Here is a 12,632-nt window from a genome sequence, read left to right on the forward strand (position 1 = left end):
TGATCATGAATAATAAAAACAACGAAAACAGTATTCGCAAGATAGAAACCAACGGGGTCGAACAGATCCCGGACCATGAACGTACCGCCGGGCCCAAGGATCTGTTTCGCCTGATCTTCGGCGGTGCCAATACCTTTGCCACAGCGGTGCTGGGTGCCTTTCCGGTGCTGTTCGGCCTGTCGTTCCAGGCCGGTGTCTGGGCGATTGTGCTGGGCGTGCTGGTGGGTGCGCTGATCCTGGCGCCCATGGGCCTGTTCGGGCCGATCAATGGCACCAACAATGCTGTGTCGTCCGGGGCGCACTTCGGTGTCCACGGGCGGATCGTCGGCTCGTTTCTGTCATTGCTGACGGCGATTGCCTTCTTCTCACTGTCGGTGTGGAGTTCGGGCGATGCGCTGGTCGGCGGTGCGAAGCGGCTGATCGGCCTGCCGGAAACCGACCTGACCCTGGGCCTGGCCTACGGCGTGTTTGCCATCCTGGTGCTGACGGTCTGTATCTACGGCTTTCGCTTCATGCTGTGGGTCAACCGCATCGCGGTGTGGGCGGCGAGCCTGCTGTTTCTGCTGGGGATCTTCGCGTTCGCGCCGACCTTCGACAGCCACTTCGCCGGCAGCGTGGCCCTCGGCCAGAGCGGTTTCTGGGCCGCGTTTATCGGTGCGGCGCTGGTGGCCATGAGCAACCCGATCTCCTTCGGCGCGTTCCTCGGTGACTGGTCGCGCTACATCCCGCGTGAAACGCCGAAAATTCGCATCATGCTGGCGGTGGTCGCGGCACAGATCGCCACCTTGATCCCGTTCCTGTTCGGCTTGGCCACGGCGACCATCGTCGCGGTCAGGGCACCGGACTACATCGCGGCCAACAACTACGTCGGCGGTCTGCTGGCGGTGGCGCCGAGCTGGTTCTTCCTGCCGGTGTGCCTGATCGCGGTGATCGGCGGCATGTCCACCGGCACCACGTCGCTGTATGGCACGGGGTTGGACATGTCCAGCGTGTTCCCGCGCCTGCTGTCGCGGGTCAAGGCCACGCTGCTGATCGGGGTGATGTCTATCGCCTTCATCTTTATCGGACGTTTCGCCGCCAACCTGGTGCAGAGCGTGTCGACCTTCGCGGTGCTGATCATCACCTGCACCACCCCGTGGATGGTGATGATGATCATCGGTCTGATCGTGCGTCGCGGCTTCTACTGCCCGGACGACCTGCAAGTATTTACCCGCGGCGAACGCGGCGGGCGCTACTGGTTCAGCCACGGCTGGAACTGGCGCGGCCTGGGGGCCTGGATTCCGAGCGCGTTGGTGGGGCTGTGCTTCGTCAACCTGCCGGGGCAGTTTGTCGGGCCATTGGGCAACCTCGCCGAGGGCATCGATATCAGCCTGCCGGTGACATTGGGGCTGGCCTCGGTGGTGTACCTGAGCTTGCTGCGCCTGTTCCCGGAACCGGCTGCCGTGTACGGCCCTACCGATCCACGCAGCGAACGCACGGACGTGCACGCTGAACCGGCGCTGCAAAAAGCCGCCTGATTTCCATAAAAAAGATAATCGGAGACCCGCCGTCATGGCTTTGGATTTATTCGTCGTACTCATCTACGCCGCCGGCATGCTCGTGCTCGGCTATTACGGCATGCGCCGCGCCAAGACCCACGAAGACTACCTGGTCGCCGGGCGCAATCTCGGCCCGTCGCTGTACATGGGCACCATGGCCGCCACGGTATTGGGCGGCGCGTCCACCGTCGGCACCGTGCGCCTGGGGTATGTCCACGGCATCTCCGGCTTCTGGCTGTGCGCCGCGCTGGGCATGGGGATCATCGCGCTGAACCTGTTCCTGGCCAAGCCGTTGCTCAAGCTGAAAATCTTCACCGTCACCCAGGTCTTGGAAAAGCGCTACAACCCCATGGCCCGCCAGGCGAGCGCGGTGATCATGCTGGCCTACGCGCTGATGATCGGTGTGACCTCGATCCTGGCCATCGGCACCGTGCTGCAGGTGCTGTTCGGCCTGCCCTTCTGGATTTCGGTGCTGCTCGGCGGTGGCGTGGTGGTGATGTACTCGACCATCGGCGGCATGTGGTCGCTGACCTTGACCGACATCGTGCAGTTCGTGATCAAGACCGTCGGCCTGATGTTTATCCTGCTGCCGATCTGCCTGTACCGCGTCGGCGGCTGGGACGAACTGGTGGCCAAGCTGCCGGCGTCGAACTTCAGCTTCACCGCGATCGGCTGGGACACGATCATCACCTACTTCATGATCTACTTTTTCGGCATCCTGATCGGCCAGGACATCTGGCAACGGGTGTTCACCGCCCGTGACGAAAAGGTCGCCCAGTACGCAGGCACTTTCGCCGGTTTCTACTGCATTCTCTACGGCCTGGCCTGTGCGTTGATCGGCATGGCGGCCCATGTGCTGATTCCCGATCTGGATAACGTCAACAACGCGTTCGCCGCGATCGTCAAAGTGTCGCTGCCCGATGGCATTCGTGGGTTGGTGATTGCGGCGGCGTTGGCGGCGATGATGTCGACGGCCAGCGCCGGCTTGCTGGCGGCGTCCACCGTGTTGACCGAGGACCTGCTGCCACGTTTGCGCGGCGGCAAGCAGTCGAGCCTGAACATCAACCGCCTGTTCACCCTGCTGACCGGTATCGCGGTGCTGGGCATCGCGCTGGTGGTGAACGATGTGATCAGTGCCCTGACCCTGGCTTACAACCTGTTGGTGGGCGGCATGCTGATCCCGCTGATCGGGGCGATTTTCTGGAAGCGCGCGACGACTTCGGGGGCGATTACGTCCATGACCCTGGGCTTCGTGACGGCGTTGGTGTTCATGTTCAAGGACGGCTTGGACGCGAACACGCCGATCTACTACAGCCTGGCGGTGGCGTTGGTGAGTTTTGTCGGGGTGAGCCTGTTGTCGCGCCGACCTGAAACGGAACCGGCGCGAGCCGCCTGAACAAGCACGCGGGAAATCAGGTTTTCTTCAGCGGGTGCGACGTCGGATGTCGCACTCGTTTTTTTTTGCGTGGCGTACCAAGCATCGCGAGGACGGGTTTGCTTGCTCCCACACAAGCCCGTTCCTACACAGATTCTGCGGTGTTCCGACGACTGCGGTTCAACGCCGACGTGGACGACGCTGCTCATCATCCGTGCGAATGGGCACCGGCTGCAGCGGGGGCTCGATCAGGCCCAGCGCAACGCCAAGGTCGTGGAGCCAGGTTTGGATTTTCTCTTTCATGATTGCCCCCTTTGAGGGTAGTGCGGGTCGGCGGAAATTCTTTCGCCTCTTCCTACAAATAGTAGCCCTAACTCCTACACATTGCATGAACGAAACCACAACGAACTATTACCAAATTCATGCAAATACGACAGATCGGTCAGGCGATCGCCCGGATATCTTGCAGGAACCCTGCCTGGCCTTCGCGCTGCAGTTCGATCCATGCGTTGAGATTAGCGCCGAGCATACCCTTTCGCCACATCAGCCAGGTGGTCGCAGTGGCAAAAGGCTCAGATAGGGGATGAACGGACACGCTGTCCTTGCCTGGCAGGCTGTCGAGCATGGATTCGGACATCAAGGCCACGCCGGAACCGGCGATCACGCAGGCGAGCATGCCTTGATAAGACTCGATCTCAATGGCACGGCCCATCGCCACGTGCTCGTGGGAAAACCACGTCTCCAAACGTCGGCGATAGGAACAACTGCGTCGGAAGGTGAACACTGCGCGGCCGGCAACATCCTGAGGGCCGAGTACTGGCGGGTGGTCGGCTTCGCAAATCAGCATCAGCTTTTCGTCGCACAAGGGCACACCGTCCAGGGACGCGATAGTCAGCGGGCCGTCGACCAGCGCCGCGTCGAGACGCCCGGTGATCAAGCCTTCGAGCAGCTCGCCGCTGGGCGCCGATTGCACCTGCAGATTCACCATCGGATACGCCTTGTGATAGCGCGCCAACAGTTTCGGTAAGTGAATCGCGGCGGTGCTGTACATGCTACCCAGCACAAAGTCACCGGCCGGTTGCCCGCCTTGCACGGCACCGTGGGCTTCGTCGTGCAGCGCCAGCAGACGGGTGCTGTAGTCCAGCAACACTTTGCCCGCAGGGGAAAGCTGCAGGCGTTGACGTTCACGAACGAACAACTCGACGCCCAGTTGCTCCTCCATCTGCTTGAGCCGGGTCGACAGGTTCGATGGCACGCGGTGCAAGCGCTCGGCAGCGCGGGTGATGGAGCCCTCTTCCGCCACGGCCTGGAAAATGCGCAATTGACTGAACTCCATACCTTTCTCCAAAACTGAACAAGTTGCTCACTATTATTCATTTTTACAGAAAGTCAATCCGCCTTAGCCTGCATGTCATTCGCTTTCCCGCAGGAAACCTTGCACATGTCGCCGTTGACTCGCCTCCTCGCCAGCTTTATCGCCCTGATGATGGCCATGGGCATTGGCCGCTTCGCCCTCACCCCGCAAATGCCACATCTGCTCAGCGAGGGGCAGATTGATCTGACCGGTGCCGGGCTGATCGCCGCCGCCAACTACCTGGGCTACTTCGTCGGCGCGGTGGATTCGATTTTCGCGCGCAGCCATCACCCTGTACGCGGTCGCTTGTACGGCGGGTTGTGGTTGTGCGTGCTGCTGACCCTGGCGTCGTACTGGGCCCATGGGTTCTGGCCGCACCTGCTGTTGCGCTTCGGCACCGGCGTGGCCAGCGCCTGGGCGCTGGTGATGATCACCAGCCTCAGCCAACCGCTGGCGATTGCCGCCGGGCGGCCGCGCTTGGGCGCCCTGGTGTTTGCCGGGCCGGGCCTGGGGATTCTGTTGACCGGCCTGCTCGCGCTGGGTTCGAACCTGCTGGGACAAAGCTCCGCAACACTGTGGCTGGTCTACGGCGGGGTGGCGCTGCTGATGCTGCTGGCGATCCTGCCTTTCCTGCCTCAACCGAGCGTCACTGACACGCCCGTCAGCGACGCGAGCAGCAATGCGAGCATCGCGCACCTGGGTTGGGTTTATTTCTTCTACGGCCTCGGCTACATCATCCCGGCGACCTTTCTGTCCCAGATGGCCAGCGCGCAGTTCAAGGGCGCCTGGCAGGCAGACCTGTTCTGGCCATGCTTTGGCCTGGCGGCTGCGCTCGGGGTGGTCGTGGCGAGCCTGCGCCGCAAGGCCGCGAACACAACCCGCCGCTGGCTGATGACAACCTTATGGTTGCAAGCGGCGGGCGTATTTACCTGCTTGCTCGGCAACGGCTGGGGCCTGGCGCTGGGCGTATTGCTCTGCGGCGCACCGTTTCTGGCGTGTATGCAGTTGGTGATGGCACGCTTGCGCGAGGTGGCGCCCCACGGCTACCAGCGCAGCACTGGGGTGCTGACCGCGAGCTTTGCCATCGGACAACTGAGCGGCCCATTGCTCGCGTCGGTGAGCAGCCACCTGAGCGGCGGCCTGCAACCGGCGCTGGTGATCGCCGGTTGCGGGTTGTTATTGGCCGGCGCGCTGTTGCTGCGCCCGGCCGCGGCAGTCAGCCAGCCATCAGCGGCGTTGGCACGCGAGCCTGTTCGCGCCGAGCGAGCACCAGGAAAAACAGCCCACCCAGGAAGCAACCGGTGAACCAGGCGAAGTTGGCCATCCCCTGCAAGGCCGGGGTGAACGTGATCGCGACACCCACCAGCGTCGCCGGCAACAGAGCCTTGACCGCCGTCCAGTTCACGCCGCCGTCGAAGTAATAACGCCCGCTCGGGCTGTCATCGAACAGCGCATCCACGTCGATCTGCTGTTTTTTGATCAGGTAGAAGTCCACCAGCAAAATCCCGAACAACGGCCCGATAAACGCGGCGAGGATGTCCAGGGTGTAGTGGATCATCAGCGGGTTGTTGAACAGGTTCCACGGGGTGATAAAGACTGAAGCCACCGCTGCAATCATGCCGCCGGCGCGCCAGCTGATTTTGCTCGGCGCAACGTTGGCGAAGTCGAACGCCGGGGACACGAAGTTGGCGACGATATTGATGCCGATCGTGGCCGTGACAAAAGCAAAGGCGCCCAGCAACACGGCCATGCTGTTGTCGATACGCGACACGGTGGCGATCGGGTCGTGGAGCATTTCACCGAATACCGGCAAGGTGCCCGAGACGATCACCACGGTCACCAGGGAGAACGCCAGGAAATTCACCGGCAGCCCCCAGAAATTACCGCGACGCACATCCTGCATGCTGCGACAGTAGCGGCTGAAATCGCCGAAGTTCAGCGTCGGCCCGGAAAAGTACGACACCACCAACGCCGTCGCCACAATCACCTGGCCAAAAGCCTGCCAGCCCGACAAGGACTTTTCCGCCAGGGTAAAGCTGATATTCGCCCAGCCCGCCTTCCACACGATCCAGCCGGCCAAGGCGAACATCACCGCATAGACCACTGGCCCGGCCCAGTCGATAAAGCGCCGGATAGACTCCATGCCCGCCCAGAATACGGCCGCCTGCACCACCCACAAGCTGAGGAAACCAAACCAGCCCAGGTAGGACAGGCCCGCGAAGTGCGGCTCTGCATACACGGCCATCTGTGGGAAAAAGCGCAGCACCACGATGATCAGCGCACTCGACGCCAGATACGTCTGAATCCCGTACCACGCCACCGCGATCAAGCCGCGTATCACCGCCGGAATATTCGCACCGAACACACCAAACGCCAGTCGGCAGATCACCGGGTACGGTACAGCCGCTTGCTGGCTCGGCCTGGCCACCAGGTTAGCGATCAATTGCACGATGCAAATGCCTGCGAGCAACGCAATCAGCACCTGCCAACTGGCCAGCCCGAGGGCGAACAGGCTGGCGGCGAAGACATAGCCGCCGACGCTGTGTACGTCGCTCATCCAGAAGGCAAAGATGTTATACCAGGTCCACTTCTGCGGCAGTGGGCCCAGGTCCTGGTTGTACAGGCGCGGGCTGTAGCCTTTGGGCAATTGTTCGGTCATCGCTTGGCTCCTCGAAATACCCGCCTGCGCTGCCGTAACGGGATGCATACGGAAGGCGGCACGGTTTGTATACGAAAGAGTCAGCAGAATGCGTGCCAATGGCACACAATCCCCACGGGGCGGGGTGCCAAAGGATGTATCGAGAGTTAGATCGGTGTATACCGCTCAGCAACGGTGCACGCCTTAATCCTGTACACAATCACTTGCACACCCGTTGTGCACACAGGTGCCTGACTGCGCACTAGGCGGCGCTGAGGAATGTGTTCAAGTTGCTCAGGTCATCTGCGCCGTAGGCCGACAGAACAAGGATTTACGGGGTATCGGCACAGCTTCTGTAGGAGCGATTCGCTCCTACAGAAGAGCAAACCGCACTCAGCTCAGTTCAATGCGATCGGCATGAATCACAATCTGGCCCTGCTTGTAGAGCGCACCAATGGCCTTCTTGAAGTTGCCTTTGCTGACGCCGAACAAGTTGCTGATCACCGCCGGGTCGCTTTTATCGCTGACCGGCAGGCTGCCGTTGTTTTCGCGCAACTTGGCGAGGATCTTCGAGTTGAGGCTGGAAGCCGCTTCCTGGCCGACCGGTTGCAGGCTCAGGCTGATATTGCCGTCGGCGCGGATTTCCTTGATAAAGCCTTTCTCTTCCTTGCCCGGGCGCAGGAACTTGAACACTTCGTTCTTGTGGATCAGGCCCCAGTGCTTGTTGTTGATGATCGCCTTGAAGCCCATGTCCGTGGCCTCGGCCACCAGCAGGTCGACTTCCTGGCCAACCTGGTAGTTGGCGGGCGTCTTGTCCAGGTAGCGGTCAAGGCGCGCGGTGGCGGTGATGCGCTTGGTGTGTTTATCGAGATAGACATGCACCACGCAATATTCGCCAGCGGTCATTTGACGCTTTTCTTCCGAATACGGCAGCAACAGATCCTTGGGCAAGCCCCAATCGAGGAAGACACCGATGCTGTTGACTTCCACAACTTTCAAACTGGCAAATTCGCCAACTTGAACTTTTGGTTTTTCAGTGGTGGCGATAAGTTTGTCATCGCTGTCCAGATAAATGAATACGTTAAGCCAGTCTTCATCTTCACTGGGAATATCTTTGGGGATATACCGATTAGGCAAGAGGATTTCACCGTCTTGCGCACCATCCAGGTACAAACCAAAGTTAGTGTGTTTAACCACTTGCAAGCTGTTGTAGCGCCCGACTAAAGCCATTTCCAATACCCTCATTGCGTGGGCGGCATTCTACCCGAGTTGCGTCCGGCACGCGCGCACGCCTGAAAATTCGCGGGTTCGCATGGCATTCTACCGGCACCGCCCCGCTCGTCTGATCAATCGGCTGAATTCCGCCGCGCCGGCGGCGCCCGACAGACCGCGTGGTTTCGAGTTAAAACAGTAAGTTAGAGGCTTATTTCGACGACGAACTTTGCCGGTTTCAGCCAGCGCACCAAATACAAGGGGATATTTACCAAGCAATTGTCAAGCATTTCCTGTACGATGCCTGGCCAAGTTAATTTTCTACAGGTTAGTGGCCGCCATGCGCGTAAAAGCATCCAACAGCAAAGCAAAGCCAGCTCCCGCCGTCGAAACCAGCGAGTCGATCAACAGCCAGATCGCTGCGTTCCTCAAGTCCGGTGGCGAAATCCAGCAGATTGCCAAGGGCGTCAGCGGCCAGACTTTCGGCCCGTCCAAGCAGATCAGCCTGGGCAAGAAGTAAGCTGACCGCGCAACACACCTGGTCCCTAAGCGTCTTGCCAACAAGGCGCTAGGACTAGAGCCCGAAACACCCCATTGCTTCTCCCGCGACACAAAATCGACCAACGGACCTCACCGCCTGGCATTCGCCGGTATGCTTGCACACGTCTAGCACGGGCATCTGCCTGATACCTTCCGTTACTGCTCCTCGCTTTTCATGGAGTGAAGCATGCTCAAAACCTGTATTTTCCTGATCGCCGCCCTCGCCGCCAGCCCTTTGGCCGAAGCGCAGATTTTCCAGCGCGAATTGGGCGACTTCGATCTGAAACTGGGCACCACGCCCAGCCGCAGCATGGCCCAGGGCCTGGTCAAGCCGACATCGCCGGGCAGCGACGCCTTCCACGGCGGCCTCGACCTGAGCCACGACAGCGGCCTGTACGTCGGCCAGTTCTCACCGAACATGGGCCTGTCTTCGGCGAGCAACCTTGAAATCGACTCGTACATGGGGTTCAAACACCCCTTCGACCAGACGCTCGGCTACGAAGTGGGATTGATCCACTACAGCTATCCCTCGCTCAGCCCCCTTGACAGCCAGGAGTTCTATGGCGGCCTGAACCTGCTGGGCAATCGCTTCGGCGCGTCCTTCAGCAACGACCCCGACCGCCAGGACAGCACCCTGTTCGCCGACCTTGGCGGTACACAGCCGTTCGGTATCGGCGTCAGCATGAAGTACACCACGCATCAACTGGGCAGCCCGGTCTCGGTGGACGGCGGTTCGATCCGCAGTTTCAGCGACTGGTCGGTGCAATTCTCACGGGCGTGGATGGGCGTTGACCTTGACTTGATCTACAGCGACTCCAGCCTCAACGGCGGCGACTGCTCGGCCTACTCGGGACACAATTCGCAATGCGATGGGCTGTTGACCTTGAAGGCAGCGCGGACGTTTTATTGATGGGCTGAACTGTCGCACCCAGCGCGGGTTCACATGCATTAACCCCCTCTGCGCAAGGACCCGCCCATGCTGAGCCGGCTCAATTTTCTGCTGCCATTCGTGATCCTGAGCCTGGTGCTTGGCGGCTGCAACCGCGTGGGTTTGGCCTACCGCAATCTCGACGTGATCATCCCGTGGACCCTCAGTGACTACCTGGACATGAACGCCGGGCAGAAGCGCTGGTTCAACGACACCCTCCAGCAACACCTGGCCTGGCATTGCACCACGCAGTTACCGGGTTATCTGGACTGGCTCGACCGCCTGCAACAGATGGTCGACAACCATCAGGTCAGCGACAACGCCTTGCAGAGCCGTACCGACGAAGCCAAACAGGCGGTGAGCGAGATCGCGCGCGCGATCACGCCGTCGGCGGTCCACTTGCTGCGCGGGCTGGACGACCAGCAGGTCAAGGACATGAACGACGCCCTGGCCAAAGACCTGCGCAAGCGCCAGGACGAATACCTGAAACCGCCCCTGCCGCGACAGATCCAGGCGCGTGCCGAGCGCATGAGCAAGCGCCTCGATGCGTGGATCGGGCCGCTCAGCGCCAGCCAGCAGCAACGGGTGGTGGCCTGGTCTGCGGAGCTGGGTGACCAGAACCAACAGTGGATCGACAACCGCGCCCGCTGGCAGGCGCAGTTCATCGACGCTGTGCAACAACGCCACGACCCTGACTTTGCGCAGAAAATGCAACAATTGTTGGTGGACCGCGAACGCGCATGGACCCCGGAATATCGGCAGGCCGATGCCCAGACGGAAACAGCGGCGCGCAGCCTGATCGTGGATCTAATGGCGCAAAGCAGCGTACAACAACGCCAGAAATTGACGCACAAAATCGCGGGCGTGCGCAGCGATTTCAAGGCGCTCAAATGCCTCAACGCCGCCGCAGACTAGAACGTGGGAGCAACATCGCGCCCACAGGCCCTTCAGGCAATCGCCGCCTTGGACGCCACGTCGTCGAACGTCGCCGGTTCCAGCGCATCCGCCTGCTCATCGAGCACCTGACGCGGGTGAGCGTGGCCCGGTATCGAGCTGTCGATCAACGCCAGCAATTGGGCTCCTCGTGGCGTCAGGATAAAGTTCTCACCATTACCACCCTCGTCCTCGGGCCGCGACTCGATAAACCCGCGCTTGAGCAACAGCGCCTCGTAATCCGCAGCGGTTTTTTTCAACACATCCAGATTGCCGGTGGACTCGCCCGCCATGACCTTCTCGGCGGCCTCCTGCTCGGCGTACTTACGCGGGGCAAAGCTGCCCTCGCCATTCTGCACTTCATGCAACAGCCGTTCGATCAGATCCCAGTTGTAAGTCGTCATCCTGATTCCTCCTGCGGGCCAAAAGGAAAAGCAGCCCGTTCAGAGTTGGGACACGTCTCGTCAGCGGCCGTTCAGCCGAATGGACAGGCGTCACTTCTGTGTACTTTCCAGACGTTCGCCGCCTCAACTGGGCGGAAAGAAGCTGCGGCCAAGGCAAAAAACCGCAGGCAAAAAAAAACCGGACAGCGTCCGGTTTTTTTATCGCGGCCCAGCCTTATTCGGCAGCCGGTGCTTCTGGCTTGCGGCGCTTGAGCGGCGCCATGCCGTCCTTGCTGACCAACGACAGGTTGTCGGTCTTCGGCCGGTTGGCGATCTTGCGCTTGGTCGGCGACTTGGCACCGGCCTTCTTCTTGTCACCCTTGCCGTCGACTTTTTTCTTCTTCACGCCTACGGCCTTGCCCGAAGCCTTGACCTTCTTCGGCCCGGTGTAGGTGCCTTTGACTTCCTTGATGGTGCGGCGCTCGAACGACTGCTTGAGATAGCGCTCGATGCTCGACATCAGGTTCCAGTCGCCGTGGCAGATCAGTGAGATCGCCAGGCCATCGTTGCCAGCACGCCCGGTGCGACCGATACGGTGGACGTATTCGTCGCCGCTGCGGGGCATGTCGAAGTTGATGACCATGTCCAGGCCGTCGACGTCCAGGCCGCGCGCGGCGACGTCGGTGGCGACCAGGATCTTCACCCCGCCTTGCTTGAGGCGGTCGATTGCCAGCTTGCGGTCCTTCTGGTCTTTCTCGCCGTGCAGGACGAACGCTTTGTAGTCCTGCGCCACCAGGCGGCCGTAGATGCGATCAGCCGCAGCGCGGGTGTTGGTGAACACGATGGCCTTCTGATAGGTCTCGTTGGCCAACAGCCAGTTGAGGATCTGTTCTTTGTGGACGTTATGGTCAGCGGTGATGATCTGCTGGCGCGTGGTCGCGTTCAGGTCGCTGACGTTGTTGACCTGCAGGTGCTCGGGGTTGTTCAGGACCTTGGCAACCATGTCGCGCAGGGTCGAACCGCCGGTGGTGGCGGAGAACAGCATGGTCTGCTGACGATTCACGCACTCGGCCACCAGGCGCTGCACGTCATCGGCAAAGCCCATGTCGAGCATGCGGTCGGCTTCGTCGAGCACCAGCACTTCGACTTCCTTGAGGTCGAGGTTGCCAGCGTTGAGTTGCTCGATCATGCGGCCCGGGGTGCCGATAAGGATGTCCGGGACCTTGCGCAGCATGGCGGCCTGGACCTTGAAGTCTTCGCCGCCGGTGATCAGGCCGGACTTGATGAAGGTGAACTGCGAGAAACGTTCGACTTCTTTCAGGGTCTGCTGGGCCAGCTCGCGGGTCGGCAGCAGGATCAGGGTCTTGATGCTGACGCGGACTTTGGCCGGGCCGATCAGGCGGTTAAGAATAGGCAGGACGAAAGCGGCCGTCTTGCCACTCCCGGTTTGAGCCGTCACCCGCAGGTCACGCCCTTCGAGCGCGAGCGGGATGGCCGCTGCCTGCACAGGCGTAGGCTCGACAAATTTAAGCTCGGCCACGGCTTTGAGCAGGCGTTCGTGCAGGGCGAATTGGGAAAACACGGGTGCTACCTCGAAGAAATACAAAATATCAGCTGCATAGGGTAACGGTTTCGAGCGTCCAAACCGAGTTTCTTTACGCGAACAGGGCTAATCAGCTGCTTTTTTGTTAAGGCGTTTGTCTGTAACGCCAATGCAGCTGCACTTAAATG

Annotated in this window: 12 protein-coding genes; 6 read left to right on the forward strand and 6 right to left on the reverse strand. The window is 60.7% G+C overall.

Annotation, left to right across the window (positions count from 1 at the left end):
- Nucleotides 1-5: 5 nt before the first annotated feature.
- Both LQ249_RS22915 and LQ249_RS22920 read left to right on the forward strand, forming a co-directional pair.
- The gene (locus tag LQ249_RS22915; protein WP_057003842.1) at nt 6-1,517 is read left to right on the forward strand and encodes a purine-cytosine permease family protein; all 1,512 of its coding nucleotides are present in this window, start codon (nt 6-8) and stop codon (nt 1,515-1,517) included.
- 34 nt (nt 1,518-1,551) lie between these two features.
- Entirely contained in the window at nt 1,552-2,934 is a 1,383-nt protein-coding gene (locus tag LQ249_RS22920) for a sodium:solute symporter (RefSeq protein ID WP_017845299.1), read from the forward strand.
- 159 nt (nt 2,935-3,093) lie between these two features.
- Here LQ249_RS22920 and LQ249_RS31545 read toward each other — a convergent pair whose 3' ends face one another.
- Nucleotides 3,094-3,216, reverse strand: a complete 123-nt coding sequence (locus tag LQ249_RS31545) for a PA1414 family protein (RefSeq protein WP_017737772.1) — start codon at nt 3,214-3,216, stop codon at nt 3,094-3,096.
- Between the two features lie 139 nt (nt 3,217-3,355).
- On the reverse strand, nt 3,356-4,249 hold the full coding sequence (gene ptrR, locus LQ249_RS22925) for a putrescine utilization regulator PtrR (RefSeq protein ID WP_232565923.1): 894 nt from the start codon (nt 4,247-4,249) through the stop codon (nt 3,356-3,358).
- 105 nt (nt 4,250-4,354) lie between these two features.
- Here ptrR and LQ249_RS22930 point away from each other — a divergent pair, with 105 nt between their 5' ends.
- A complete protein-coding gene (locus tag LQ249_RS22930) occupies nt 4,355-5,572 on the forward strand; it encodes a YbfB/YjiJ family MFS transporter (protein ID WP_232565924.1) in 1,218 nt (405 codons plus the stop codon).
- On the opposite strand, the gene LQ249_RS22935 is transcribed toward LQ249_RS22930, so the two are convergent.
- A complete protein-coding gene (locus LQ249_RS22935; protein WP_017845296.1) occupies nt 5,484-6,926 on the reverse strand; it encodes an NCS1 family nucleobase:cation symporter-1 in 1,443 nt (480 codons plus the stop codon). The genes LQ249_RS22930 and LQ249_RS22935 overlap by 89 nt on opposite strands.
- A gap of 372 nt (nt 6,927-7,298) precedes the next feature.
- A complete protein-coding gene (locus LQ249_RS22940) occupies nt 7,299-8,135 on the reverse strand; it encodes a CvfB family protein (protein ID WP_017845295.1) in 837 nt (278 codons plus the stop codon).
- Between the two features lie 322 nt (nt 8,136-8,457).
- Here LQ249_RS22940 and LQ249_RS22945 point away from each other — a divergent pair, with 322 nt between their 5' ends.
- From LQ249_RS22945 to LQ249_RS22955, 3 genes are all read left to right on the forward strand, one after another.
- Nucleotides 8,458-8,637, forward strand: coding sequence for a hypothetical protein (locus LQ249_RS22945; protein WP_003193095.1), 180 nt, complete (start codon nt 8,458-8,460; stop codon nt 8,635-8,637).
- A 207-nt stretch (nt 8,638-8,844) separates the two neighbouring features.
- On the forward strand, nt 8,845-9,567 hold the full coding sequence (locus tag LQ249_RS22950) for a TorF family putative porin (protein ID WP_046382473.1): 723 nt from the start codon (nt 8,845-8,847) through the stop codon (nt 9,565-9,567).
- Nucleotides 9,568-9,633: 66 nt separating this feature from the next.
- Nucleotides 9,634-10,500: a DUF6279 family lipoprotein gene (locus tag LQ249_RS22955; protein WP_232565925.1), complete on the forward strand. Its 867-nt coding sequence runs from the start codon at nt 9,634-9,636 to the stop codon at nt 10,498-10,500.
- Nucleotides 10,501-10,532: 32 nt separating this feature from the next.
- Here LQ249_RS22955 and LQ249_RS22960 read toward each other — a convergent pair whose 3' ends face one another.
- Nucleotides 10,533-10,922, reverse strand: a complete 390-nt coding sequence (locus tag LQ249_RS22960) for a hypothetical protein (RefSeq protein ID WP_046382471.1) — start codon at nt 10,920-10,922, stop codon at nt 10,533-10,535.
- Nucleotides 10,923-11,136: 214 nt separating this feature from the next.
- A complete protein-coding gene (locus tag LQ249_RS22965) occupies nt 11,137-12,483 on the reverse strand; it encodes a DEAD/DEAH box helicase (RefSeq protein ID WP_017845291.1) in 1,347 nt (448 codons plus the stop codon).
- Nucleotides 12,484-12,632: the final 149 nt, after the last annotated feature.

The organism is Pseudomonas sp. 7-41, assembly GCF_021233075.1.
GTDB lineage: Bacteria > Pseudomonadota > Gammaproteobacteria > Pseudomonadales > Pseudomonadaceae > Aquipseudomonas > Aquipseudomonas veronii.

Coding starts and splice junctions, on each gene's coding strand:
- ptrR (WP_232565923.1), bottom strand. CDS start 4,249: ATGGAGTTCAGTCAATTGCGCATTTTCCAGGCCGTGGCGGAAGAGGGC.
- LQ249_RS22955 (WP_232565925.1), top strand. CDS start 9,634: ATGCTGAGCCGGCTCAATTTTCTGCTGCCATTCGTGATCCTGAGCCTG.
- LQ249_RS22960 (WP_046382471.1), bottom strand. CDS start 10,922: ATGACGACTTACAACTGGGATCTGATCGAACGGCTGTTGCATGAAGTG.
- LQ249_RS22950 (WP_046382473.1), top strand. CDS start 8,845: ATGCTCAAAACCTGTATTTTCCTGATCGCCGCCCTCGCCGCCAGCCCT.
- LQ249_RS22915 (WP_057003842.1), top strand. CDS start 6: ATGAATAATAAAAACAACGAAAACAGTATTCGCAAGATAGAAACCAAC.
- LQ249_RS22945 (WP_003193095.1), top strand. CDS start 8,458: ATGCGCGTAAAAGCATCCAACAGCAAAGCAAAGCCAGCTCCCGCCGTC.
- LQ249_RS31545 (WP_017737772.1), bottom strand. CDS start 3,216: ATGAAAGAGAAAATCCAAACCTGGCTCCACGACCTTGGCGTTGCGCTG.
- LQ249_RS22935 (WP_017845296.1), bottom strand. CDS start 6,926: ATGACCGAACAATTGCCCAAAGGCTACAGCCCGCGCCTGTACAACCAG.
- LQ249_RS22940 (WP_017845295.1), bottom strand. CDS start 8,135: ATGGCTTTAGTCGGGCGCTACAACAGCTTGCAAGTGGTTAAACACACT.
- LQ249_RS22930 (WP_232565924.1), top strand. CDS start 4,355: ATGTCGCCGTTGACTCGCCTCCTCGCCAGCTTTATCGCCCTGATGATG.
- LQ249_RS22920 (WP_017845299.1), top strand. CDS start 1,552: ATGGCTTTGGATTTATTCGTCGTACTCATCTACGCCGCCGGCATGCTC.